The sequence below is a fragment of the Delftia sp. S65 genome (assembly GCF_016516495.1).
In the GTDB taxonomy this organism is placed as follows: Bacteria; Pseudomonadota; Gammaproteobacteria; order Burkholderiales; family Burkholderiaceae_C; genus Comamonas; species Comamonas acidovorans.
The window spans coordinates 17,245-41,566 of sequence record NZ_JACVUR010000028.1; the positions used below are offsets into that span (position 1 = coordinate 17,245).

Annotated in this window: 25 protein-coding genes and 1 tRNA gene; 5 read left to right on the forward strand and 21 right to left on the reverse strand. The window is 64.7% G+C overall.

Annotation, left to right across the window (positions count from 1 at the left end; genetic code table 11):
- Positions 1-2 precede the first annotated feature (2 nt).
- Positions 3-239 carry a DNA gyrase inhibitor YacG gene (locus IAE24_RS20190; RefSeq protein WP_199961560.1) on the forward strand — a complete coding sequence of 79 codons (237 nt, stop codon included), beginning with the start codon at positions 3-5 and terminating at the stop codon, positions 237-239.
- A gap of 10 nt (positions 240-249) precedes the next feature.
- Here the strand turns inward: IAE24_RS20190 and IAE24_RS20195 are convergent, their stop codons facing one another.
- From IAE24_RS20195 to secA, 4 genes are all read right to left on the reverse strand, one after another.
- The gene (locus tag IAE24_RS20195; RefSeq protein ID WP_199961561.1) at positions 250-768 is read right to left on the reverse strand and encodes an NUDIX domain-containing protein; all 519 of its coding nucleotides are present in this window, start codon (positions 766-768) and stop codon (positions 250-252) included.
- Between the two features lie 50 nt (positions 769-818).
- Positions 819-1,775 (reverse strand): ATP-binding protein, encoded by a 957-nt coding sequence (locus IAE24_RS20200; protein WP_199961562.1) that lies wholly within the window; start codon positions 1,773-1,775, stop codon positions 819-821.
- A gap of 165 nt (positions 1,776-1,940) precedes the next feature.
- Positions 1,941-3,173, reverse strand: a complete 1,233-nt coding sequence (argJ, locus tag IAE24_RS20205; RefSeq protein WP_013800814.1) for a bifunctional glutamate N-acetyltransferase/amino-acid acetyltransferase ArgJ — start codon at positions 3,171-3,173, stop codon at positions 1,941-1,943.
- Positions 3,174-3,322: 149 nt separating this feature from the next.
- A complete protein-coding gene (secA, locus tag IAE24_RS20210) occupies positions 3,323-6,070 on the reverse strand; it encodes a preprotein translocase subunit SecA (RefSeq protein WP_012207295.1) in 2,748 nt (915 codons plus the stop codon).
- 311 nt (positions 6,071-6,381) lie between these two features.
- On the opposite strand from secA, the gene IAE24_RS20215 reads away from it, so the two are divergent.
- Complete coding sequence (locus IAE24_RS20215; RefSeq protein ID WP_034396930.1) at positions 6,382-6,687, forward strand: hypothetical protein; 306 nt, start codon at positions 6,382-6,384, stop codon at positions 6,685-6,687.
- Between the two features lie 69 nt (positions 6,688-6,756).
- Here the strand turns inward: IAE24_RS20215 and IAE24_RS20220 are convergent.
- The 6 genes from IAE24_RS20220 to petA all read right to left on the reverse strand — a co-directional run bounded on the left by IAE24_RS20220 (position 6,757) and on the right by petA (position 11,077).
- Positions 6,757-6,832: transfer RNA gene (locus IAE24_RS20220), tRNA-Thr, on the reverse strand.
- A gap of 98 nt (positions 6,833-6,930) precedes the next feature.
- Complete coding sequence (locus tag IAE24_RS20225) at positions 6,931-7,461, reverse strand: ClpXP protease specificity-enhancing factor (protein ID WP_043822309.1); 531 nt, start codon at positions 7,459-7,461, stop codon at positions 6,931-6,933.
- Positions 7,462-7,562: 101 nt separating this feature from the next.
- Positions 7,563-8,174: a glutathione S-transferase N-terminal domain-containing protein gene (locus IAE24_RS20230; protein WP_012207298.1), complete on the reverse strand. Its 612-nt coding sequence runs from the start codon at positions 8,172-8,174 to the stop codon at positions 7,563-7,565.
- Positions 8,175-8,277: 103 nt separating this feature from the next.
- Complete coding sequence (locus tag IAE24_RS20235) at positions 8,278-9,033, reverse strand: cytochrome c1 (RefSeq protein ID WP_199961563.1); 756 nt, start codon at positions 9,031-9,033, stop codon at positions 8,278-8,280.
- 17 nt (positions 9,034-9,050) lie between these two features.
- Positions 9,051-10,466 carry a cytochrome b gene (locus tag IAE24_RS20240; RefSeq protein WP_013800811.1) on the reverse strand — a complete coding sequence of 472 codons (1,416 nt, stop codon included), beginning with the start codon at positions 10,464-10,466 and terminating at the stop codon, positions 9,051-9,053.
- A 14-nt stretch (positions 10,467-10,480) separates the two neighbouring features.
- Positions 10,481-11,077: a ubiquinol-cytochrome c reductase iron-sulfur subunit gene (gene petA / locus IAE24_RS20245; RefSeq protein WP_012207301.1), complete on the reverse strand. Its 597-nt coding sequence runs from the start codon at positions 11,075-11,077 to the stop codon at positions 10,481-10,483.
- Between the two features lie 149 nt (positions 11,078-11,226).
- On the opposite strand from petA, the gene mscL reads away from it, so the two are divergent.
- Complete coding sequence (gene mscL / locus IAE24_RS20250) at positions 11,227-11,655, forward strand: large conductance mechanosensitive channel protein MscL (protein ID WP_012207302.1); 429 nt, start codon at positions 11,227-11,229, stop codon at positions 11,653-11,655.
- Positions 11,656-11,747: 92 nt separating this feature from the next.
- On the opposite strand, the gene pdxA is transcribed toward mscL, so the two are convergent.
- The 3 genes from pdxA to IAE24_RS20265 form a co-directional block, all read right to left on the reverse strand.
- A complete protein-coding gene (pdxA, locus tag IAE24_RS20255; RefSeq protein ID WP_199961564.1) occupies positions 11,748-12,809 on the reverse strand; it encodes a 4-hydroxythreonine-4-phosphate dehydrogenase PdxA in 1,062 nt (353 codons plus the stop codon).
- Between the two features lie 101 nt (positions 12,810-12,910).
- Positions 12,911-13,672 carry a Nif3-like dinuclear metal center hexameric protein gene (locus IAE24_RS20260; protein ID WP_199961565.1) on the reverse strand — a complete coding sequence of 254 codons (762 nt, stop codon included), beginning with the start codon at positions 13,670-13,672 and terminating at the stop codon, positions 12,911-12,913.
- Positions 13,673-13,746: 74 nt separating this feature from the next.
- Positions 13,747-15,072, reverse strand: a complete 1,326-nt coding sequence (locus IAE24_RS20265) for an MFS transporter (RefSeq protein WP_043789739.1) — start codon at positions 15,070-15,072, stop codon at positions 13,747-13,749.
- Between the two features lie 298 nt (positions 15,073-15,370).
- Between IAE24_RS20265 and IAE24_RS20270 the strand changes: the two genes are divergently transcribed.
- Positions 15,371-16,522, forward strand: coding sequence for a S1C family serine protease (locus tag IAE24_RS20270; protein WP_013800805.1), 1,152 nt, complete (start codon positions 15,371-15,373; stop codon positions 16,520-16,522).
- A gap of 70 nt (positions 16,523-16,592) precedes the next feature.
- Here the strand turns inward: IAE24_RS20270 and IAE24_RS20275 are convergent, their stop codons facing one another.
- Positions 16,593-17,495: a D-hexose-6-phosphate mutarotase gene (locus tag IAE24_RS20275; protein ID WP_199961566.1), complete on the reverse strand. Its 903-nt coding sequence runs from the start codon at positions 17,493-17,495 to the stop codon at positions 16,593-16,595.
- Between the two features lie 85 nt (positions 17,496-17,580).
- Between IAE24_RS20275 and IAE24_RS20280 the strand changes: the two genes are divergently transcribed.
- Positions 17,581-18,771: a spherulation-specific family 4 protein gene (locus IAE24_RS20280; protein WP_043782822.1), complete on the forward strand. Its 1,191-nt coding sequence runs from the start codon at positions 17,581-17,583 to the stop codon at positions 18,769-18,771.
- A gap of 85 nt (positions 18,772-18,856) precedes the next feature.
- On the opposite strand, the gene hisA is transcribed toward IAE24_RS20280, so the two are convergent.
- From hisA to hisD, 7 genes are all read right to left on the reverse strand, one after another.
- The gene (gene hisA, locus IAE24_RS20285) at positions 18,857-19,597 is read right to left on the reverse strand and encodes a 1-(5-phosphoribosyl)-5-[(5-phosphoribosylamino)methylideneamino]imidazole-4-carboxamide isomerase (RefSeq protein WP_012207316.1); all 741 of its coding nucleotides are present in this window, start codon (positions 19,595-19,597) and stop codon (positions 18,857-18,859) included.
- Between the two features lie 61 nt (positions 19,598-19,658).
- A complete protein-coding gene (gene hisH / locus IAE24_RS20290) occupies positions 19,659-20,327 on the reverse strand; it encodes an imidazole glycerol phosphate synthase subunit HisH (protein WP_013800802.1) in 669 nt (222 codons plus the stop codon).
- 81 nt (positions 20,328-20,408) lie between these two features.
- The gene (hisB, locus tag IAE24_RS20295; protein ID WP_012207318.1) at positions 20,409-21,014 is read right to left on the reverse strand and encodes an imidazoleglycerol-phosphate dehydratase HisB; all 606 of its coding nucleotides are present in this window, start codon (positions 21,012-21,014) and stop codon (positions 20,409-20,411) included.
- Complete coding sequence (gene hisC / locus IAE24_RS20300; RefSeq protein ID WP_199961567.1) at positions 21,011-22,135, reverse strand: histidinol-phosphate transaminase; 1,125 nt, start codon at positions 22,133-22,135, stop codon at positions 21,011-21,013. Before hisC ends, hisB begins: the two co-directional genes overlap by 4 nt.
- A 53-nt stretch (positions 22,136-22,188) precedes the next feature.
- Positions 22,189-22,626 (reverse strand): PIN domain-containing protein, encoded by a 438-nt coding sequence (locus IAE24_RS20305; RefSeq protein ID WP_012207320.1) that lies wholly within the window; start codon positions 22,624-22,626, stop codon positions 22,189-22,191.
- Positions 22,623-22,871 (reverse strand): DUF6364 family protein, encoded by a 249-nt coding sequence (locus IAE24_RS20310; protein ID WP_017405472.1) that lies wholly within the window; start codon positions 22,869-22,871, stop codon positions 22,623-22,625. Before IAE24_RS20310 ends, IAE24_RS20305 begins: the two co-directional genes overlap by 4 nt.
- A gap of 134 nt (positions 22,872-23,005) precedes the next feature.
- Positions 23,006-24,322, reverse strand: a complete 1,317-nt coding sequence (hisD, locus tag IAE24_RS20315) for a histidinol dehydrogenase (protein ID WP_013800800.1) — start codon at positions 24,320-24,322, stop codon at positions 23,006-23,008.

Genomic DNA, 24,322 nt, shown 5'->3' on the forward strand with positions numbered 1-24,322 from the left:
GCATGTCCACGAAAGCCACGCACTCTGTCAATGCATCATCCGCATCCGCTGGGCCCACGGTGCGCTGCCCGACCTGCAGCGGCCCCAGCCTGTTCGCGCCGGCCAACCGCTTTCGGCCCTTTTGCAGCGAGCGCTGCTACCAGATCGACCTGGGAGCCTGGGCCAACGAGGAATTCCGCGTGCCTGCGCCCATGCCTCCCGAGGATTCGCCCTTCGGCGATCCTCGCACTGAACCCTGATCAGGCCTGATCAGACTTTCGGTTGGCCTGCCTCGTAGAAGCCGGCATCAAAAGGCAGCCCACGTTCCTCGCTGAGCCATTGCAGCACCGGATAGGCGCCAGGCAGCACCGGCTGCACCTGCAGCGGAAGTTGCTGCCAGGCCATCTGCTGGCCTTCTCGCATCTCGAACTCCCCGCTCCAACGCGTGATCTTGCACCAGTGCAGGCGCACCAGGGCATGCGGATAGTCATGCTCGGTGACCTTCCAGACGGTAGCTGCTGCGATCTCGACGCCCAGCTCTTCCTGAAGCTCGCGACGCAATGCCTGCTCCACGGTCTCGCCGGATTCGATCTTCCCGCCAGGGAACTCCCAATAGCCGGCATAGGGCTTGCCCGGCGGCCGGCTGGTGATCAGCAGCGCACCATCGGACTCTCGCAGGAGCACGCCAACGGCGACTTCGGTGTGTTTGCGCTGCACCGGCGGTAGAGACGGCGCTTGAGACTGGGCAGCATCGGCGCCGGTGTTCAGGGAGATTTCTTTTTCAGTCACTTGATCTTTCGCAAAAAACCGCCCGACCCCAAGGCCGGGCAGCAGGCTTGTCAGAGTTCGGCCTCTTCGGCCAGCCCTTGGACATCGGCGATGCCGGTCTGGCGCTGGTTCGGGCGCTCGGCGCGGCCCGCATAGTCACGGGCGAACTGATGGGCCACGCGGCCGCTGCGCGAGCCTCGTTCCAGCGCCCAAACCAGGGCCTCAGGACGCGCGGCCTCGATCGTGGCCTGGCCCAGTCCCAGGGCCTCCAGCCATTGAGCCACCACGCGCAGGTACTCGTCCTGGCTGAAGGGATAGAAGCTCACCCACAGGCCGAAGCGCTCGGACAGCGAGATCTTTTCCTCAATCACCTCGCCGGGATGCAGCTCGCCATCCTCGCCGCGCTGGTAGGTCAGATTCTCGGACTGGTACTCCGGCAGCAGATGGCGGCGATTGCTGGTCGCATAGACCAGCACGTTCGGGCTGGCGGCGCTGACTGATCCATCCAGAATGGACTTCAGGGCCTTGTAGCCAGGCTCGCCTTCCTCAAAGCTCAGGTCGTCGCAATAGATGATGAACTTCTCGGGCCGGCCGGCCACCACATCGACGATGTCGGGCAGGTCCGTCAGATCGGCCTTGTCCACTTCGATCAGGCGCAGGCCCTGCGACGCAAAGGCATGCAGGCAGGCACGGATCAGCGAGGATTTGCCCGTGCCGCGCGCGCCGGTGAGCAGCACGTTGTTGGCCGTGCGGCCGGTCACGAACTGCTCGGTATTGCGCGCGATCTTGTCCTTTTGCACATCGATGTTCTGCAGGTCGGACAGTTGCATGGCGCCGACGTGGCGCACGGGCTCCAGCAGGCCGCAGCCGTTGGCGCGCTTGCGATAGCGCCAGGCGATCGCGGTATTCCAGTCTGCGGGGGATTGCAGCGGCTGGGGCAGGATGGCCTCGATGCGCTGCATCAGCTGCTCGGCGCGCTGCACGAGTTGCAGCAAGGGGGCGGCGACGGCTTCTGTGGGCAATGTCATGGATGTCTCTCGAATACGGATCTCACGGCCACCGACGCTGGATATGCCCGGGAATCGAGATGGATCTCATGCCAACGCCAGAGCTTTTGCGCGCCGGCCGCCATTGAAAGCTGGCAGCAGCCAGGCACAAGGCCTGCGGCTGCCGGCGGCACGGTGGGTGGAGAGTCAGGAGCGGTAGTCGGCGTTGATGCTCACGTAGTCGTGGCTCAGATCGCAGGTCCACACGGTCTGCTCGGCCTCCCCTCGGCCCAGTAGCACGCGCACGATGATCTCCTGCTGCTTCATCACGCGCTGGCCGTCTTCCTCCTGATAGGCAGGGTTGCGGCCGCCATTGACTGCGACATGCACATCGTTCAGGTACAGGTCGATCTTGGTCTGGTCCAGATCGTCGATGCTAGCATAGCCAACCGCCGCGAGGATGCGGCCCAGATTCGGGTCGCTGGCAAAGAACGCCGTCTTGACCAGGGGCGAATGCGCGATGGAATATGCCACCAGGCGGCACTCGGCCTCGGTCTTGCCACCCTCCACCTTGATGGTGATGAACTTGGTGGCACCTTCGCCATCGCGCACGATGGCCTGAGCCAGCAAACGCGACACATCCAGCAATGCAGCCTTCAGGGCCTGGCCTTCGGCGCTGGTCAGCGAAGTGATCTGCGCATTGCCGGCCTTGTGCGTGGCCACCAGCACAAAGGAATCGTTGGTCGATGTGTCGCCGTCGATGGTCACGCGGTTGAACGAGCCGTCGGCCAACTCCTTGACCAGGGGCTGCAGCAGCTCGGGAGCGATGGCCGCATCGGTGGCCAGAAAGCCCAGCATGGTCGCCATGTTGGGGCGGATCATGCCCGCGCCCTTGCTGATGCCGGTGATGCTCACACGCTTGCCGCCAATGTCCACGGCCCGGCTGAAGGCCTTGGGCAGCGTGTCGGTGGTCATGATGCCCTCGGCAGCCGTGCCCCAGTTGTCGGCCTTGGCTGCGGCAATGGCGGCCGGCAGGCCGGCTGCAATGCGGTCCACAGGCAGCTCTTCCATGATCACGCCAGTGGAGAACGGCAGGATCTGCTCGGGCTTGAGCTGCAGCAGCGCTGCCAGATCTGCGCAGGTACGGCGCGCACGTGCCAGGCCGTCGGCGCCAGTGCCTGCATTGGCATTGCCTGTGTTGATGACCATGGCACGGATGGCGCCCGCTGTCTGAACCAGATGCTCGCGGCTGACCTGCACAGGCGCTGCGCAGAAACGGTTCTGTGTGAACACGCCAGCCACCGAAGCGCCCTCGTCGAGCAGGAACACGGACAGGTCCTTGCGGTTGGCCTTGCGCACACCGGCTTCGGTGACGCCGATGCGAACGCCGTCGATCGCCAACAGGTCGGCGTGCACGGGAGCGGAGAGATTCACAGGCATTGAGGGGCTTCCTACAGTGAAAGAAAAACGCGCTCCATTATCGGAACAAACCGGAGCGGCACGTATTTCATCGACCTTAAAAAAGAAAACGGCACGGAGTGCATCCGTGCCGTTTCCGTGTCTTGCGGTGTCTTACGACGCCCGCCGCATCACGACAGCTTGCCGTGGCACTGCTTGTACTTCTTGCCGCTGCCGCAGGGGCAGGGATCATTGCGGCCCACGCGAGCGCCTTCGGGCAGCTCCAGCGGCTCGTCTTCAACGGAGCCACCGATGTCGCCATCCGACGGAGCGCCATAGGTCATGTGCTCCAGGCTGTGGGCGCTGCGCTGCTCCAGGGCCTCGGTGGCCTGCTCCACCTGTTCGCGCGACTGCACCTGCACGGTCATCAGCACGCGCGTGACTTCGGTCTTGACCTGGTCGATGAGCTGGCGGAACAGCTCGAAGGCCTCGCGCTTGTATTCCTGCTTGGGCTGCTTTTGCGCATAGCCGCGCAGGTGGATGCCCTGGCGCAGATAGTCGAGTGCAGACAGGTGGTCACGCCAGTTGGTGTCGAAGCTTTGCAGCAGGACGGCGCGCTGGAATTGCGTGAAGTTCTCGCGGCCGATCAGCTCGACCTTGGCATCGAACACTTCGCGGGCGGCCTGCAGCACCTTTTCGAGGATTTCCTCGTCGGTGATGGCGTGCGCGGACTGCACCTGCGACTGCAGCGGCAGCTGGATGCGCCATTCGCTTTCCAGCGCCTTTTCCAGACCGGCCAGGTCCCACTGCTCTTCCATGGACTCGGCAGGAACGTACTGGCGCACCAGATCGGACACCACGTCGTCGCGCATCACCGTGATCATCTCGTACAGGTCCGAGGCGTCGAGGATCTCGTTGCGCTGCTGGTAGATCACCTTGCGCTGGTCGTTGGACACGTCGTCGTATTCGAGCAGCTGCTTGCGGATGTCGAAGTTGCGGGCCTCGACCTTGCGCTGAGCGCCTTCGATGGAGCGGGTCACGATGCCGGCTTCGATGGCTTCGCCATCGGGCATCTTCAGGCGGTCCATGATGGCGCGCACACGGTCGCCCGCGAAGATGCGCATCAGCGCATCGTCCAGGCTCAGGTAAAAGCGCGAGGAGCCGGGATCGCCCTGGCGGCCCGAACGGCCACGCAGCTGGTTGTCGATACGGCGCGATTCATGGCGCTCGGTGGCGATGATGCGCAGGCCACCCAGGGCCGAGACCTTGTCGTGCTCGATCTTCCAGTCGGCGCGCATTTGTTCGATGCGCTGCTGGCGTTCGGCTTCGGACAGGGATTCATCGGCCTCGACAGCAGCCACCTGCTTTTCGATGTTGCCACCCAGCACGATGTCGGTGCCGCGGCCGGCCATGTTGGTGGCGATGGTGATCATGCCGGGACGGCCGGCCTGGGCCACGATGTCGGCCTCGCGCTCGTGCTGCTTGGCGTTGAGCACCTGGTGGGGAAGGTTTTCCTTGTTGAGCAGCTCGTCGATGATTTCGGAGTTCTCAATCGAAGTCGTGCCCACCAGCACGGGCTGGCCGCGCTCATAGCATTCACGGATATCGCGGATCGCCGCCTCGTACTTCTCGCGCGTGGTCTTGTAGACACGGTCGAGCTGGTCGTCGCGCTTGCTGGGACGGTTGGGCGGAATCACCATGGTCTCGAGACCATAGATTTCCTGGAATTCGTAGGCCTCGGTATCGGCCGTGCCCGTCATGCCAGCCAGCTTGCCGTAGAGACGGAAGTAGTTCTGGAAGGTGATCGAGGCCATGGTCTGGTTCTCGGCCTGGATGGTCACGCCTTCCTTGGCCTCGACCGCCTGGTGCAGGCCGTCGCTCCAGCGCCGGCCTGCCATCAGGCGGCCCGTGAACTCGTCAACGATGACGATCTCGCCGTTCTGCACCACATAGTGCTGGTCACGGTGGTAGAGGTTATTGGCACGCAGCGCCGCGTAGAGATGGTGGACCAGGGTGATGTTGGCCGGGTCGTACAGCGAGGCGCCCTCGGCAATCATGCCGGCGTGGCCCAGCAGGCGCTCTGCAGCCTCGTAGCCCTGGTCGGTCAGGAACACCTGGTGGCTCTTCTCGTCCACGGTGAAGTCGCCGGGCTTGGTCACGCCTTCGCCGGTGCGCGGGTCGGCCTCGCCTTCCTGGCGCACCAGGTTGGGAACGATCTTGTTCATGGCCACGTACATGGCCGTGTGGTCTTCGGCCTGGCCGCTGATGATCAGCGGCGTGCGGGCCTCATCGATCAGGATGGAGTCCACCTCGTCGACGATGGCGTAGTTGAGCACGCGCTGAACGCGGTCGCCCGACTCGTAGACCATGTTGTCGCGCAGGTAGTCGAAGCCGTATTCGTTGTTCGTGCCGTAGGTGATGTCGCTGTTGTAGGCGGCCTGCTTTTCCTCGCGCGGCATGTTGGGCAGGTTGATGCCCACCGACAGTCCGAGGAAGTTGTACAGTTTGGCCATCCAGGTCGCATCGCGATTGGCCAGATAGTCGTTCACGGTCACCACGTGCACGCCATTGCCCGACAGTGCGTTCAGGTAGACCGGCAGCGTGGCGGTCAGCGTCTTGCCTTCGCCGGTGCGCATTTCGGCGATCTTGCCGTAGTGCAGCGCCATGCCACCCAGCAGCTGAACGTCGAAGTGGCGCATCTTCATGACGCGCTTGGAGCCCTCGCGCACCACGGCGAAGGCTTCGGGCAGCAGGTCGTCCAGCGACTCGCCCTTGGCCACACGTTCCTTGAACTCCTGCGTCTTTGCACGCAGAGCCTCGTCGCTGAGCTTCTCGTAGTCGGGCTCCATCGCATTGATGCGAACAACCGTCTTGCGGTATTGCTTGAGAAGCCGATCGTTTCGGCTGCCGAATAGTTTGGTGAGGAAGTTGGTGGCCATGCGAAAAAGACACACCGCCGCCCGCTGAAGCGGACTGCGGTGTGCCTGGAATCCCTAGATTGTTGGATTTCAGATGGGGCCGCTCCACCTGCCTGCAAGTGCTCTTCTGAAGAACACATGCGGCCGGGCCGAAGCGAGAACCGAACAATTGATTCTAACTGCCTCCGTCCAACCCTCTCTCAGGCAGGCCGACGCATGCAGCCGCACAGCCCCGAACCCGAATCCCCGGACCCGCGCCACCCCGCAGATGCTGCTATAACGACCCTCCGGGCCGGCGCATGCCAACGCTGCCAGTCCAGCCCTTCAAGCCCATGACCTTCACACGCCGCCACCACGCCGTCACCGCCCTGCACGCCGTCGAGAACTCGCCCACGCTGGCGCGGCTCGCACAGCTCACCCGGGACTCCAGCAATCGCCTGACGGCCATCCTACCCCTGGTGCCGCCGCTGCTGCGCGCCAGCCTGCAGGCAGGCCCCATCGAGGGCAGCACCTGGTGCCTGCTGGTGCGAAACAATGCGGCAGCCGCCAAGATCCGCCAGTTGCTGCCCGCCATGGCAGCCCACCTGCGCACCAAGGGATGGGATGTGACCGAGATCCGGCTCAAAGTGCAGGCCTGATCGGCCGCTGAAACAAACGCGGCCGGAAATGAAGAAAGCAATGAAAAAAGGCCTCCGAAGGAGACCTTTTGGTGCCGGTTGTCGGATTCGAACTGACGACCTACCGCTTACAAGGCGGGTGCTCTACCAACTGAGCTAAACCGGCGAAGCACGAATTCTAGCGCAGAAAAAGACTGCTTCAGCCGTTCCCGGCGTCTGCGAACACGCTTGCGCGCGTGATCGCAGGCCCGGGATACGAAAAACCTACTTCACCAGCTTCAGCGAGGGCCGCGTGCCCGAGGGCGGCGGCGTGCGCGGGGGCTCTTCATCATCACCCTCGTTCTGGATACTCACCAGCTGCACCACGCGTTCGTCGGCAGCTGGCTCGGCCGGCACTTCAGCAACTGCGTCCTGCGACACAGGCTCATCGGATTCCTGCTCGACCGAAACTTCGTTGTCGGCGTCGGCATCCGACTCCGGCGCCGGGAAAGCCATGCCTTGCCCGGTCTCCCGTGCGTAGATGGCCATCACCTGCTCGACAGGCACCATGATTTCGCGTGGCTTGCCGCCAAAGCGGGCCGTGAAGCTGATGAAGTCATTGCCCATCTGCAGGCCACTGGTGGCGTCGTAGCTGACGTTGAGCACGATCTCGCCGTCGCGCACGAACTCGCGCGGCACCTGCACGTTGCGGTCCACGCGCACTGCGATGTGGGGTGTGAAGCCGTTGTCGGTGCACCACTCGTACAGGGCCCGGATCAGGTAGGGGCGGGTGGAAGTTGCTTCGGGGGCAGTCATGACGATCCCAGGAAAAGAGTGGTCGTAATACGAAAACGGGCAGGATGGCGACCGGTTGACCGCCTTCCCTGCCCGCGCAATCAGTCGTCAACCGATGCGAATTATTTGCGCATCACCTTCTCGGAAGGCGTCAGCGCTTCGATGTAGGCAGGGCGCGAGAAGATGCGCTCGGCGTACTTGAGCAGCGGGGCGGCGTTCTTGGACACCTCGATGCCGTAGTAGTCCAGGCGCCACAGCAGCGGGGCAATGGCCACGTCCAGCATGGAGAAGTTCTCGCCCAGCATGTACTTGTTCTTGAGGAACACGGGAGCCAGTTGCGTCAGGCGGTCGCGGATGTGGGCGCGCGCCTTTTCGATGGCCTTTTCGTTGCCCTTGACGTTGCGCTCCTCGAGCGTGCTCACGTGCACGAACAGTTCCTTTTCGAAGTTCAGCAGGAACAGGCGCACGCGGGCGCGGTCCACCGGGTCGCCGGGCATCAGTTGGGGATGCGGGAAGCGCTCGTCGATGTACTCGTTGATGATGTTCGATTCGTACAGGATCAGGTCGCGCTCGACCAGGATGGGCACCTGGCCGTACGGGTTCATCACGCTGATGTCTTCAGGCTTGCTGAACAGGTCCACATCGCGGATCTCGAAGTCCATGCCTTTTTCGAACAGGACGAAACGGCAACGGTGTGAAAAGGGGCAGGTCGTTCCCGAATAAAGCACCATCATGGTGGAGGCTCCTAAAAATCAAAAAGAGTGGGTCGCTCGCGGCGCCCACTCTGCACACAGTTCAGCCGCGCAATCGCTTGCACGACCTTCTGCAGTCACGGTTTTATTTGACGTCTTTCCAGAACGCGGCGTTGAGGCGCCATGCAATGAAGATGAAGACCGCCAGGAAAAGCAGCACGCCCACGCCAATGCGGATGCGGCTGTTCTGTGCCGGCTCACCCATCCATTGCAGGTAGTTCACCAGATCGCCAACTGCCTGATCGTACTGCACTGGGCTCATGGAGCCGGGAGAGACCTGCTCCCACCCCTTGAAAACCTGGGTCTTCACGCCGTGCTCTTCGGCTTCTTCGAAGACGGCACGGCGCTCGCCCTGCAGTTGCCACAGTGCATGGGGCATGCCCACGCTGGGGAAGGCCAGGTTGTTCCAGCCCGTGGCCTTGGTGTCATCGCGGTAGAAGGTGCGCAGGAAGGTGTAGAGATAGTCGGCACCCGTGCCGTTGTGGCCTGCGCGCGAGCGCGCGATCACCGTCAGATCCGGCGGATTGGCTCCGAACCACTCCTTGGCTTCCTTCGGGTTGATGGCCGCCTTCATGGTCTCGCCCACCTTGTCGGTGGTGAACAGCAGGTTGTCCTTGATTTCCTGCTCGGTCAGCCCGATGTCCTGCAGCCGGTTGAAGCGCATGAATGCGGCCGAGTGGCAGCTCAGGCAGTAGTTGACGAACAGCTTGGCGCCGTTTTGCAGCGATACCGTGTCATTGGTCTTGCCCGGGGCCTTGTCCCAGGCGATGCCGCCTTCGGAAGCCTGTGCACCGGTCATGATGCCCAGGGCCGCGATCAACGTGAGAATCAGTTTCTTCATTGTTGTTCTCTCCAGCTTCAGTGCGGCTTGAACGTCACACGATCGGGAACGGGTTTGGTCTTGCCCAGGCGGCTCCACCAGGGCATCAGCAGGAAGAAGCCGAAGTAGAACAGCGTTCCGACCTGGGACACGCGCTCGCCGATGGGCGACGGCGGCTGCACACCGAGATAGGCCAGGATCACGAAGTTGATCACGAAGATGCCGTAGAGGTACTTGTGCCAGCTCGGACGGTAGCGGATGGACTTGACCGGGCTGCAATCGAGCCAGGGCAGCGCGAACAGGATGATCACGGCGCCACCCATCACCAGCACGCCCCAGAACTTGGCGTCGATGGACAGCATCATGGCGATGACGCCCAGGGCCACGATGGCGACCACGCCCTTGACGGCTGCCGGCAGGCGCGACTTGAGCACGCCAAAGCCCGCACCCAGCAACACGCAGGCGATCAGCACATACATCATCTCGCTGGTGATGGCACGCAGCATCGAGTAGAACGGCGTGAAGTACCAGACCGGCGCAATGTGCGAAGGCGTCTTCAACGGATCGGCCGGGATGAAGTTGTTGTACTCCAGGAAGTAGCCGCCGAACTCGGGCGCGAAGAACACCACGGCCGAGAACAGGAACAGGAACACCGTCACGCCGAAGATGTCGTGCACCGTGTAGTAGGGATGGAAGGGGATGCCGTCCAGCGGATGGCCCTTGGCGTCCTTGGGCGCGTTGGGGCCCTTGATCTCGATGCCGTCCGGATTGTTGGAGCCCACGTCGTGCAGCGCCAGCAAGTGGGCCACGACCAGGCCCAGCAGCACCAGGGGCACGGCGATCACGTGGAAGCTGAAGAAGCGGTTGAGCGTGGCATCGCCCACCACGTAGTCGCCACGGATCAGCAGCGCCAGGTCAGGGCCGATGAAGGGGATCGCCGAGAACAGGTTCACGATCACCTGGGCGCCCCAGTACGACATCTGGCCCCAGGGCAGCAGGTAGCCCATGAAGGCCTCGGCCATCAGCACCAGGAAGATGGCGCAGCCGAAGATCCAGACCAGTTCGCGCGGCTTGCGGTACGAACCGTACAGAAGGCCGCGGAACATGTGCAGATAGACGACGACGAAGAAGGCGGACGCGCCCGTGGAGTGCATGTAGCGGATCAGCCAGCCCCAGGGCACATCGCGCATGATGTACTCGACCGAGGCGAACGCCTTCTCGGCGTCCGGCTTGTAGTGCATCACCAGGAAGATGCCGGTGACGATCTGGATCACCAGCACCAGCAGCGCCAGCGAGCCGAAGATGTACCAGAAGTTGAAGTTCTTCGGAGCGTAGTACTCCGACATGTGCACACGGTAGGCGTCGAAAGCCGTTGGAAAACGGTTCTCGAACCAGTTCGTGAGCTTGGCGCCTGCGGGCGCGTTCGGATCGATGTCCTTGAATTCGTGGGCCATTGTTCTTGTCTCCCTCAAGCCTTGTCTTCACCGATGAGGAGCTTGGTCTCCGACAGGTACATGTGCGGTGGCACCTGCAGGTTGTCGGGGGCCGGCTTGTTCTTGAAGACACGGCCAGCCATGTCAAAGGTCGAGCCATGGCAGGGGCACAGGAAGCCGCCCTTCCAGTCATTTGGCAGCGAAGGCTGCGCGCCGGGCTGGAACTTGTCGGAAGGCGAGCAGCCCAGGTGCGTGCAGATGCCGACGACGACCAGCACTTCGGGCTTGATCGAGCGGGCTTCATTCATCGCGTAGGGCGGCGTGAACTCTTCAGGGTGGCGCTTGGACTGGGGATCGGCCAGCTGGCTGTCCAGCTCGGGCAGTTCCTTGATCTGTTCCGGCGTGCGCTTGATGATCCAGACTGGCTTGCCGCGCCACTCGACCGTGAGCTTCTCGCCGTCCTTGAGTGCGGAGATATCGACCTCCACTGCAGCCCCGGCGGCCTTGGCCTTCTCGGATGGCTGGAAGGTGCTCACGAACGGGACGGCTGTCGCCACGCCGCCCACCGCGCCAGCACACGCCGACGTGATGATCCACGTCCGCTTGCTGGAGTCGATTGGAGTGTCACTCATGGGGTTCCTCGAACTACGTCGCTTGAGTTGGGGTCAACAATAAATTGTAGCGGGGCGAGTATGGTTATTCCATACCGACTCCGACATTGACAGGCTCCAAAGCCGCGCAATACTGCGCTATCTCAAACTCTTTCCAGATGGAGCCAGCCATGGGCATGATGCAGGAATTTCGTGAGTTCGCAGTTAAGGGAAACGTGGTAGATCTCGCCGTGGGCGTCATCATCGGCGGAGCGTTTGGCAAAATCGTCGATTCCGTGGTAAACGACCTGATCATGCCGGTCGTTGGCCTGGTTTTCGGCAAGCTGGACTTCTCCAATCTGTTCGTCGTGCTGGGCAGCGTGCCCCCCGGAACAGCGATGACGCTCGATGCCCTCAAGAAGGCCGGCGTCCCCGTATTTGCCTATGGGAACTTCATCACGGTGGCGGTGAATTTCATCATCCTGGCCTTCATCATTTTCATGATGGTCAAGCAGATCAACCGCCTGCGCCGCGAGGCCCCGGCCGCCCCCGCGCCGGCCCCCGTCACACCTGAAGACATCGTGCTGCTGCGCGAGATTCGCGACAGCCTCAAGCGCTGAAATCCGTGTTTTGACGCAAATCAAAACGCCCGTGGCATGGTTGCCACGGGCGTTTTCCATTACTGCAGATTCCCGATGCTTGGGCTAGCCATTCAAGCCGCCAATTTGCGCGCCATTCGCACGGACTCAATCAGACTGCTCGCCTCTGCAAGACCCTGCCCTGCAATATCAAAAGCCGTGCCGTGGTCCGGGCTGGTGCGCACCAGCGGCAGCCCCAATGTGACATTCACGCCCTTTTCCACGCCCAGGTACTTCACGGGAATCAGTCCCTGGTCGTGGTACATGGCCAGCACCACGTCGAACTCGCCGGGGTGGCCGGGCGCATTGCGGGCGCGCATGAACACCGTATCGGGCGCAAAAGGTCCGTGGGCGTCCAGGCCCTCAACACGCGCCTGGGCGATAGCCGGGGCGATGATCTCGACCTCCTCGCTGCCGAACAGGCCGCCCTCGCCCGCATGCGGATTGAGGCCCGCCACGCCGATCCTGGGGGCTCGGCCCAGGCTGCGCGACAGCGCCTCGTGCGTGATGTGCAGCGTCTGCAGCAGATTGCCGGGCGTGACGGCATCTATCGCCATGCGCAACGAGGTATGGATGCTGACCAACACCGTCCGCAACTCATCATTGGCCAGCATCATGCGCACCGGCATGCGATCCAGGCCCACACCCGCATGCTGCGCAGCCTCGAACTGCAGCAGCTCGGTATGACCAGGAAAGTCCACGCCCGCAGCATGCAGCGCCTCCTTGTGCAGGGGCGCCGTGACCAGCGCCGCGATCTCGCCGCGCAAGGCAGCTCGCGCGGCCCAGACCACGCAGCGCGCAGCCGCGTCACCGGCGCTGGCACTCACCTGGCCCCAGGGCGCAGGACCGGGCAGCCCGGGCAGCTCCAGCAAAGGGATGCAATGAGGCGGCACCTGCCACAGTTGCTCAGCCGACTCGATGACGGCCACGGGCATGGGAATGGCGTTGTCGCCATCGCGCGCACGCGCCGCCACGGCGGCTGCCCGGCGCAGCGTCTGCAACTCGCCGACGACGAAGCAGCCGCGCATCTGCTCGGGCGCGCCCATGAACGCCTTGGCGATGGTCTCGGGCCCCACCCCGGCAGAGTCGCCCTGGGTGATGGCCATCAAGGCCGTGGACTGTGTGGAATCAGGCATTTTCAGTATCCGGATCAGGCAAGCCGGTCATTCGCACCGCGCTTGCAGCAAAAGGCCTCGCCCCCTGGGCGGGCCAATAGTGGGCCACTAACAGGCCAGCATCAGGCCGGATTGTCGATCTCGATGAAACGGTGCTCCAGCCCCAGCTCCAATGCCACCTGCCCCGCCAGGGCCGGCGCGCCGTAGCGCTCCGTGGCATGGTGGCCTGCCGCCAGAAAGGCCACGCCCGTCTCGCGCGCCAGATGCGCCTGCGGCTCGGAAATCTCGCCCGTGATGAAGGCATCGGCCCCAGCGGCAATCGCGGCCTCGAAGAAACCTTGCGCACCGCCCGTGCACCAGGCAATGCGGCGAATGGGGTGAATGGGGCGCAGGCGCTCTCCCCCCACGCAGACAGGAGTGCGCCCCAGCGCCTGCTCCACATGCCTGCCCAGCGCCGCCGCGTCGGCAAACTCCGCCGCGGCCATCCAGCCCAGGTTCTGCTCGCCAAACGTTGCCTGGCCCTCAAGCCCCAGCTGCACACCCAGCTGCGCGTTGTTGCCCCATTGCGGATGGGCATCCAGCGGCAGGTGGTAGGCAAAGAGATTGATGTCGTGGGCCAGCAGCAGGCGGATACGCTCCTTGAGCCAGCCCGTGATGCGGCCATCCATGCCGCGCCAGAACAGGCCGTGGTGCACGAAGATGGCATCGGCCTGCGCCTCGATGGCCGCCTCGATCAGCGCCCGGCTGGCCGTCACCCCGCTGACGATGCGACGGATCTCGCCGCGCCCCTCCACCTGCAGGCCGTTGGGACCATAGTCCTTGAAGCGCTCGGGCTGCAGCAAACCGTCGAAGTGGGCCAGGAGTTCTTGTCGCGTGGTGCTCATGAAAGGATTGTCAGCGATCCATGCGGCGCCCAAGAAAAAGGGCAGCCATGCTGCCCTTCATTCCACTGCCAAGCTCAGCCGCGCCTGGGTTGCCAACCACGGCAGGCCAGGGGCCAGAAGCCGATGGCCGCGCCCAGGATGCCCATGGCCGCCACATAGTGCGCAGGCGCCATCACATCCACCTGCTGCCACACGGACACCAGCATGGGCGTCATGCCGCCGAACACCGCATAGGCCATGTTGTAGGCAAAGGACAGGCCCGTGAAACGCACCTCGGCCGGGAAGGCGCGCACGCCCACCACCGGCAGCAGCGCAATGCTGCCCACGAAAAAGCCCACCAGCGCATAGCTCCACACCAGCGAGGACGCCGTGCCCGGCAGGTTCAGATAGAACGCATAGGCCGTCACCGTCATGCCCAGCCAGCCCGTGACCATGGCCACACGCGTGCCCATCTTGTCGGACAGCCAGCCCCAGAACACGCAGCCCAGCGTCAGCGTCACCGTGGCCACGGCATTGGCCTTCATGGCCAGGGCCGCGTCGATGTGGAAGACCTTCTGCAGATAGGCCGGCGTGAACAGCACCACCACCACGATGGCCGTGGACAGCACCCAGGTCATCAGCGCCACCAGCACGCAGGCCTGGCGGTGGTCGCGCACGATGGTCTTGAGCGGCAGTTCGCGGTCGGCCTGCTTGCGTGCCATCAGCTCCTGGAAAATGGGTGTCTCGTGCAGGAACTTGCGCAGGTAGACCGACACCAGGCCGAACACGCCACCCAGGATGAAGGGCATGCGCCAGGCCCAGTCGTGGATCTCCTCGGCGCTGTAGGTGCTGTTGAGCCAGACGCCGATGATGGAGCCCAGGAAAATGCCGCCCGTGATGCCCGAAGTCAGCGAGCCGATGGCAAAGCCATAGTGGCGCGCCGGCGCATGCTCGGCCACGAAGACCCAGGCGCCCGGCATCTCGCCACCAATGGCCGCGCCCTGCAGCACGCGCATGGCCAGCAGCAAAATCGGCGCGGCAATGCCGATGGAGGCGTAGGTGGGCAGCAGGCCGATCACCAGCGTGGGCACGGCCATCAGGAAGATGGACAGCGTGAACATCTTCTTGCGGCCCAGGATGTCGCCAAAGTGTGCAATCAGAATGCCGCCGATGGGCCGCGCCAGGTAGCCCGCCGCAAAAATGCCCAGCGTCTGCAGCTGGCGCAGCCAGTCCGGCATCTCGGCCGGGAAGAACAGCTTGCCGATGACGTTGGCAAAGAAAACGAAAACGACGAAGTCGTAGAACTCCAGGGTGCCGCCCAGGGCCGACAGGCCCAGGGTCTTGTAGTCCTGTCGGTTGAGAGGACGTGCGGTCGCAACAGCGGGGGCCATGCCCGGCTGCGCTTGGTCAAGCGTAGTCATGGTTTTTTTCCAGGGATCGAACAGCAGGACGGCGCGGTGGATACCACGGCAACGGATGAGCGTGCAGCGGCAGATCGTTCTGCAAGACTTCGGGATCGGAGGACTTGGCTCTCTCTTGGGGCCGGCTTGTGGGCCGGCGCAACAGCGAACGCGGCGTGGCGCAGTCGTCGGGGGATTCTAGGGTTTGTACTGTAGCTGTGTGGGGAGCGCGGCTTTGGGGGCCGGTCTGTCGGTGCTAGGCCTTACACGACATGCCTCACAATGAGGCCTTGTACTCCCGCACAGAACACCACACTTCATGAAACGCACCTGGCTGCTGTTTTCGCAGGTGGTCACCATCCTGGTGGCTGCCTACTTTGTCGTCGCCACCCTGCAGCCGGACTGGCTGCGCCGTGGAGCCGTGCGCAGCAATGCCGGCATCGCGTTGCTGGAGGCGCCGGCCACGCCCGTCGGAGAAGTCAGCCCCGGCAGCTTTGCTCCTGCCGCCAAGAAGGCAGCGCCGGCCGTGGTGAGCATCAACACCAGCAAGGCGGTGCGCCATCCGCGCAGCAACGATCCGTGGTTTCAGTTCTTCTTCGGCGACCAGGGCACGCAGGAGCAGGCAGGCCTGGGCAGCGGCGTGATCATCAGCACCGACGGCTATATCCTGACCAACAACCACGTGGTCGAGGGTGCGGACGACATCGAGGTCACGCTGACCGACAGCCGCCAGGCCAAGGCCCAGGTGATCGGCACCGATCCCGAGACCGACCTGGCCGTGCTCAAGATCGCCCTGGACAAGCTGCCCGTCATCGTTCTGGGCAATTCCGACCAGATCGACGTGGGCGACCGCGTGCTGGCCATCGGCAACCCCTTCGGCGTGGGCCAGACGGTGACCAGCGGCATCGTCAGCGCACTGGGCCGCAGTCAGCTGGGCATCAATACCTTCGAGAACTTCATCCAGACCGACGCCGCCATCAACCCCGGCAATTCGGGCGGCGCACTGGTAGATGCCAGCGGCAATCTGCTTGGCATCAATACCGCCATCTATTCGCGCTCGGGCGGCAGCATGGGCATTGGCTTTGCGATTCCCGTGTCCACGGCCAAGCTGGTGCTGGACGGCATCGTCAAGGACGGCCGCGTGGTGCGCGGCTGGATCGGCGTGGAGCCCAATGAACTGTCGCCGGAGCTGGCCGAGACCTTTGGCGTGAAAGCCGACTCCGGCGTGATCATCACCGGTGTGCTGCAGGCAGGTCCCGCGGCCCAGGCCGGCATGCGCCCGGGCGATGTGATCGTGCAGGTGGGCGACAAGCCCATCCGCAATGTGTCCGAGCTGCTGACCGCCGTGGCCGCGCTCAAGCCCGGCGAGGCTGCGAAATTCGATGTGCGCCGGGGCGAAGGCCCCGTGGAGCTGCAGATCACCCCGGGCCTGCGCCCAGCGCAGTCGGCACAACGCATGCAGCGCCGCTGACCCGGCTCACGAACCCATGGAAAAAGCGCCTGTTCACAGGCGCTTTTTTCGTTCAAGAGCGGGTGCCGGACTACCGCTTGTTCAAGCGCTGCGCCGCGCGCCAATGCGCGCCGGGCGCCACATGCACAGGCGCATCGATGGCGGCGGCCTCCACGCACAGCATCTGCCGCCACCCTTGTGGCGGCATATCGGCCAGGCGGGCACACAGCGCAGGGCCGGGGTTCCAGACCACGGTCTCGCTCCAGGCGGCATCCTGCGAGATGCGCAAGCCTCCGGCAGGAACGGCCAGCTCCATGGTCTTCCCGGGCCGGGGGTAGACGCGATCGAGCTCTTCGCCAAAGCGCACGTCGCCTTGCTGCATGGGATGGGTGTCGGCCACGGCATCCCAGTAGGACAGGCCGTCAAGGCCTTGCAGCCGGCATTGCTCCACGTCCGCCACGCGCAGGTAGCTGTGCAAGGCGGCAGTGAAGGCCAAGGGCGTGTCTCCCCGGTTGTGCACCACCAGCTCCACGTCAAGCCGGCCAGGCAACAGCGTGACCTCCAGCCAGGTCTCGAAGGAATGCGGCCAGACGGCGCGCGTCTGCGGCGTATCGGCGAGCTTGAGCCGCAGGAACAAGCCATCGCCGGCAAGAACCTCGGCCTGTGCTGCATCGGCCTGCCACGGCAGGGTGCGCGCAAAGCCGTGCTTGACCAGCGGGCCGCGTTGGTTGAATTGGGGAAAGCAGACCGGAATGCCGCCGCGTATGGGTGTGTGGCCGTCATGGGCGGCATGAGGGCTCAGGAACAGTTGCTCCTCGCCACCTGCCTGCCAGGACAGCAGCTGCGCCCCCTGCAAGGCCACCAGGGCGGTATCGCCGCAAGCCAGGCGCAGGCGGATGGCGGGCAGGCCCTGCCATGCATCAGCGCAGGCGCCGGGAGCTTGCGCGGCCGCAGGTAAAGCTGTTACTGCGGGAAAGGAAGATGTAACTTTCATGCTTGAATATAGCCTTTCCCCCGCTCAGCCCTCCTCTGTCATGCAACGTTCCCACGCTCCCTCTTCTCTTGTCCTGCGACTCGGCATGCTCGCCTTGGCCGCCTCGGTGGCCTCCTGCGGCGGAGGCGGCGGTGGTGACAGCAACGCTGGCGGTGGCAATGGCGGTAATGGGGGTGACGGCGGCACCGGCCAGCCCGGAGTGACCTCGGTCACCGTGCAATGGACGGCCCCGGCCGCCAGGGATGTGGTGACTGCAGGCTCGGCACTGACCCTGCGCGCAGGTGTTCTGGCCGATGGCGTGAATGCCGCCGATGGAACCGTGGTGAGCTTCAGCGCAGCCACAGGCGTCAGCACCTCGGCGCTGACCAGCTCCGGCGTGGCAACGGCTTCGCTGACCGGCGCCACGCCGGGCCGCCAGCAGGTACAGGCCAGCGCCACCGTGGCAGGCCGCACGGGCAGCGCTTCCCAGACCTTCTATCTGCGTCCTGCGCCTGCACCGCTGCGGGTGCTGGTGCCCACGTATTTCTATCCCACGGGCTCTGGAGCCACGGCCTGGAATGCGCTGACGGCCAGCGCACAGGCGAATCCGACCGTGCAGATGACGGCCATCCTGAATCCGGCCAACGGCATTTTCAGTGGGCCAGACGCGAACATCACGCGCGCCGCCACCGCTTTTGCCAACGCGGGCGGGCAGCTGGTGGGCTATGTGAGCTCCAGCTACGGCACGGGCACGCGATCGCTGGCCAGCATCCAAGCCAATATCGACAACTATTTCACGCACTACGGCGCAGGCCTGGTCAAGGGCTTCTTCATTGACGAGATGGCGGCCACCACCAACCGGCTGGACTTCTACCGCAGCATCTACCAGTACATCAAGGCCAAGAATCCCAACCTGATCGTGATCGGCAACCCGGGCCTCGTGCCCGTGGCCGGTTATGCCGATGTGGCCGATGTGCTGACCACGTTCGAGGGCAAGGGCTCCACCTACGCCACCTACGATCCGCGCACGACGAGTTTTGACTGGCTGTACGGGCTGCCCAACAGCCACCAGGCCTCGCTGGTGCACAACGTGTCGGGCTGCGCGGCCATGCAGACGGCCGTGCAGTCGGCCGCCTCGGCCCGCTACCAGGCGGGATGGATCTATGTGACCCAGCTGGAGTTCGAGCCCAGCACCGGCGTGGGCAACCCCTGGGCCGGGCTGCCGAATTACTGGGATGCCTTTGTGCAGACCGTGCGCGCCACCAATGCCGGGCAGGCCATGCCCGCCTGCTCGTAAAGAAAGCCTGAATCCCTGGCGCTGAATGCAGCGCGGGCGCCTGTGAAGCACAGGCGCCCGCGAATACAGGGAAGGCGCAGGCCGTTCAGGCCCTGAGCTCGTCGGCGCGGGCCTGCGCCGCGGCGAAGTCAAGGTCGCCCGAGTAGATGGCGCGGCCGCAGATCACGCCTTCGATGCCTTCGTCCTCGACCTTGCACAGCGCCTCGATGTCGGCCATGCCCGCCAGGCCGCCCGAGGCGATGACGGGAATCTTCAGCGATTGCGCGAGATTGACGGTGGCGTCGATGTTGATGCCCGTGAGCATGCCGTCGCGGCCGATGTCGGTGTAAATGATGGACTCCACACCCCAGTCCTCGAAGCGCTTGGCCACCGAGTGCACGTCCTGGCCCGTGAGCTTGCTCCAGCCGTCGATGGCCACCTTGCCGTCCTTGGCGTCCAGGCCAACGATCACATGGCCGCCGAAGGCGCTGCAGGCGTCCTGCAGAAAGCCCGGGTTCTTCACGGCGGCGGTGCCGATGATCACGTAGCTGATGCCGGCGTCTATGTATTTCTCGATGGTGTCCAGGTCACGGATGCCGCCGCCGAGCTGCACCGGAATCCGGCCGTCCACCTCTTTGAGGATGGCCTTGATGGCCACCAGGTTCTTGGGCTGGCCCGCAAACGCGCCATTGAGGTCCACCAGATGCAGGCGGCGTGCGCCGGCGTCGAGCCAGCGGCGGGCGATGATGGCCGGGTCTTCGCCGAACGTGGTCGACTGGTCCATATCACCCTGGATGAGGCGTACGCAGTGGCCGTCCTTGAGGTCGATGGCAGGAATGAGCAGCATGATGGTTTGCGAGCAATGAAGGCCTGGGATGCAGCGGCCGGTGCGGGGAGGGAAAGAGGGTTCAGGGCTTCCAGCCCAGAAAGTTGCGGAACAGGGCCAGGCCCTGGTCCGCGCTCTTTTCGGGGTGAAACTGGGTGGCGAAAATATTATCGCGTGCGATGGCGCAGGCAAAGCGCCCGCCGTAGTCGGCCTCTGCAGCGCAATGCTGGGGCTGCTGCACCACGGCGTAGAAACTGTGCACGAAGTAGTAGAAGCTGTCTTCGGGAATTCCACGCCACAGCGGGTGGGACTGCCCGGCATTGTGCTTGCGGTGCACGCGGTTCCAGCCCATTTGCGGCACCTTGAAGCGGCTGCCGTCGGCCTGGACGCGGCCCGCCAGATCGAACTTGCGCACATTGCCGGGGATCAGGCCCAGGCCAGGCACATCGCCCTCGTCGCTGTGGTCCAGCAGCATCTGCATGCCCACGCAGACACCGAACAGGGGCTTGTTGGCAGCGGCATGCAGCACGGCGTCCTGCAGGCCGGATTCGCGCAGTTCGCGCATGCAGTCGGGCATGGCGCCCTGGCCCGGCAGCACGACCCGGTTGGCGGCCAGCACCACCTCGGGATCGGCGGTGACCACGACCTGCCAGCCGGAGTCGGCGGCGGCCGTGCGCACGGCCTGGGAAACCGAGCGCAGATTGCCCATGCCGTAATCGACGACGGCGACGGTGTTGTCAGTCAAACTCATAGCGTGTGGCGCGTGTTCGGTCGGATTTTCGGCTGGATTGCCCGGTCAGATCAAGCTTTGACCGGAGTCAATCGCTTCTCTTTACAGAGCGCCCTTGGTCGAGGGGATGACGCCGGCCATGCGCTCGTCATGCTCCAGCGCAAAGCGCAGGGCGCGTGCAAAGGCCTTGAAGATGGTCTCGCATTGGTGGTGGGCGTTGAAGCCCTTGAGATTGTCGATGTGCATGGTCACGCCCGCGTGGTTGACGAAGCCCTGGAAGAATTCGTAGACCAGCTGGGTGTCGAGCTGACCGATGCTGCCGGCCGTGAATTTCACGTCCATGTGCAGGCCTGGGCGGCCAGAGAAATCGATGACCACGCGGCTCAGGGCCTCGTCCAGCGGCACATAGGCATGGCCGTAGCGGCGGATGCCCTTCTTGTCGCCCACGGCCTTGGCAAAGGCCTGGCCCAGAGTGATGCCGATGTCCTCCACCGTGTGGTGGCCGTCGATGTGCAGGTCGCCCTCGCAGTCGATATCGAGGTCGATCAGGCCATGGCGCGCGATCTGGTCGAGCATGTGGTCCAGAAAGCCGATGCCCGAGCGCAGGCTGGCCTTGCCCGTGCCGTCCAGGTTGATGGCGACCTTGATCCGGGTCTCGGCGGTATTGCGCTGCACTTCGGCGGTGCGTGCGGGAGCTGCATTGCTCATAGGGATTCCTTTAGGGCCGCCAGCATCTGGGCGTTTTCTTCGTGGGTGCCCACGGTCAGTCGCAGGCAGTTGGCCAGCAGCGGGTGCATGGCAGAGACATTCTTCACCAGCACGCCCCGGGCCTTCATCTCGGCCTGGGCGCGCGCGGCATCGCGCACGCGCAGCAAGACCATGTTGGCCTCGGACGGCCAGATCTTTTCCACACCCGGCAGCGTGGCCAGCGCATCGATCAGCGGCTGGCGCTCGGCGCAGATGGCCACGGCCTGCTGCGCATACAGCGCCTCGTGCTCCAGCGCGAAGATGGCCGTCTCGCAGTTGAGCACGCTGATGTTGTAGGGCGGGCGCACCTTGTCGATCTCGCCGACGATGGCGGCCGGGCCGATCAGGTAGCCCAGGCGCGCGCCTGCCAGGCCGAACTTGCTGAGCGTGCGCATCAGCAGCACATGGGCGTTGCGGGCCGGGTCGGCGCGCATGTTCTCTGCCCAGCTGCGGCGGGCGAAGGGCTGGTAGGCCTCGTCCATGACGACCAGGCCGCCGATGGCGCCGACCGCGTCGATCACGGTCTGCACATCGGCCTCGGCCCAGAGCGTGGCCGTGGGATTGTTGGGGTAGGCGATATAGGTGATGGCGGGGCGGTGCTCGGCAATGGCGGCGCGCATGGCGGGCACGTCCAGCTCGAAGTCGGCCGTCAGATTGACGCCCACAAAGTCCAGGCCCTGCAGCCTGGCGCTCATGGGGTACATGACGAAGCCCGGCATGGGCGCCAGCATGGTGGCGCGGCCCTCGGCGTGGGGCTGTGCACAGGCCAAGGCCAGCAGCGTGATGATCTCGTCCGAGCCATTGCCCAGCAGCACGGCGCTGCCGGCCGGCGCCTGCGCGTAGCGGGCCAGCATGTCCTTGAGCACTTCCTGGCGCTCGCCAGGGTAGCGGTTGATCTCCAGCCGGCCCAGGCGCTCGCCCAGCGCGGCCTGCAATTCAGGGGGCAGGCGGAAGGGGTTCTCCATCGTGTCCATCTTGAGCAGGCCTTGCGAGGGCTGCACATGGTAGGCATGCATGGAGCGGACATCGGCGCGGATGCGCTCCAGGGCCAGGGCCTGAACCTGCGGAATGGAAGCTGTCATGGCATGCACACTTTCACGAGTCAGTGGGGGAAGAAATCCATCAGCGAAGCCGCTCAGGCCTGCTGCTGCGGCGGCGCCTGGTGCAGCGGGTGCACCATGGCGACGCCGCCAAACTGGGTGCCGTGCGGCAGGTGCAGGGTCAGCATCTGCTCGCAGCCGCTGTGCTGGGCGCAGGCCACGGCCAGGCAGTCGCCAAAGGCCAGCTGGTGGCGCGATTGCACGGCCCAGGCAGTCTCCAGCGTGGCGGCATCGGTCTTCCAGGGCGTCCAGGTCTGGTAGCGGCGGATGGCGGCGCGCGCATCGCCCTGCGGCAAAGGCTGGGCGGCCGTGGTGACCTGTTCATAGAACTCGCACAGCGACTGGCTGCCGGTGCGCCCGCTGCGCGTGCGCCACAGCAGGTCCAGCCACTGCAGCACGGCGGCATGCAAGGCGCCCTGCCCCGTGTCTTCGGCAGCGACCAGCACGGAGGTATCGACGAAGACGGTGTTCATGCCTGGCCCTCGCGGCGCAGCGCGGCACTGCGCTGGGCGGGCTGCGTGGATGACGGCTGGCCGCCGTCCCAGCCGCGCTCGTCGGTGCGCCAGGCCAGGTAGGCGCGCTCGTAGGCATCCTCGCGGCGCTGCATCTCGGCCATGAAGTCGCCCACCATGCGCGAGACGCTGGTGCCGCGGCGCGCGGCCTCGATGCGGGCCCATTCGAGCACGCTGTCTTCGACGGTGATGGTGAGGTTCTTCACAGGGTGCAAGTCTACACGAAATTCGTGCTCCACTGATTTCGTGTTTATCTTTGACACTCCTGATCCAGCGTTCAGGCAGCAAAAAGCGCCGCCCCTTTCGGTGACGGCGCCTTCGTCCAACAGGAAGCGAGCGTCTACTTCAAACGCATTTCAGCCGCACGCGCATGGCCTTGCAGGCCTTCGCCATGCGCCAGCACCGAGGCGATGCGGCCCAGGGTCTGGGCACCCTGCTCGCTGACCTCGATGAGGCTGGATCGCTTCTGGAAGTCATAGACCCCCAGCGGCGAGGAAAAGCGCGCCGTGCCGCTGGTGGGCAGCACATGGTTGGGGCCGGCGCAGTAGTCGCCCAGGCTTTCGCTGGTGTAGGCCCCCAGGAAGATGGCGCCTGCATGGCGCAGCAGCGGCTCCCACTGGTGGGGATCGTTGCTGGAGACTTCCAGGTGCTCGGGCGCGATGCGGTTGCTGATGGCGCAGGCCTCCTGCATGTCGCGCGTGAGGATGAGGGCACCCCGGTCGCTCAGGCTCTTGGCGATGATGGCGCGCCGCGGCATCTCGGGCAGCAGGCGGTCGATCTCGCGCTGGACGGCGGCGATGTAGTCGGCATCGGGGCACAGCAGGATGCTCTGCGCCAGCTCGTCATGCTCGGCCTGGCTGAACAGGTCCATGGCCACCCAGTCGGGCGGCGTGCTGCCGTCGGCCAGCACCAGGATTTCGCTGGGGCCGGCAATCATGTCGATGCCCACGGTGCCGAACACCCGCTTCTTGGCGCTGGCCACATAGGCATTGCCGGGGCCGGTGATCTTGTCCACCTTGGGGATGGTGGCCGTGCCGTAGGCCAGGGCCGCCACGGCCTGGGCACCGCCGATGGTGAAGCCGCGCGTGACGCCCGCTACATAGGCGGCAGCCAGCACCAGGGCGTTCTTCTCGCCGCGTGGCGTGGGCACGACCATGATGATTTCCTGCACGCCAGCCACGTGGGCGGGAATGGCATTCATCAGCACGCTGGACGGATAGGCGGCCTTGCCACCGGGCACATAGATGCCCACGCGGTCCAGCGGCGTGACCTTCTGGCCCAGCAGGGTGCCATCGGCGTCACGGTAGCTCCAGCTTTCGCCGCTGGCGCGCTTTTGTGCCTCGTGGTAGGTGCGCACGCGCTGGGCGGCGGCCGTCAGCGCATCGCGCTGCTCGTCGCCCAGGCTGTCGAAGGCGGCCTTGAGCTCGGCCTGCGTCAGCTCCAGCGCTGCCATGCCGTCCACCTGCAATCCGTCGAAGCGCGCCGTGTACTCCAGCACGGCCGCATCGCCGCGCTTTTGCACATCGGCCAGGATGTCGGCCACGCGCTGCTCGATGGCCGCGTCCGTGTCTGCCGACCAATGCAGGCGCTGCGCAAAATCGTGTTCGAAGTTGGCGTCCGCAGTCGACAGGCGGGCAGGGGCAGCTACATATTCCAT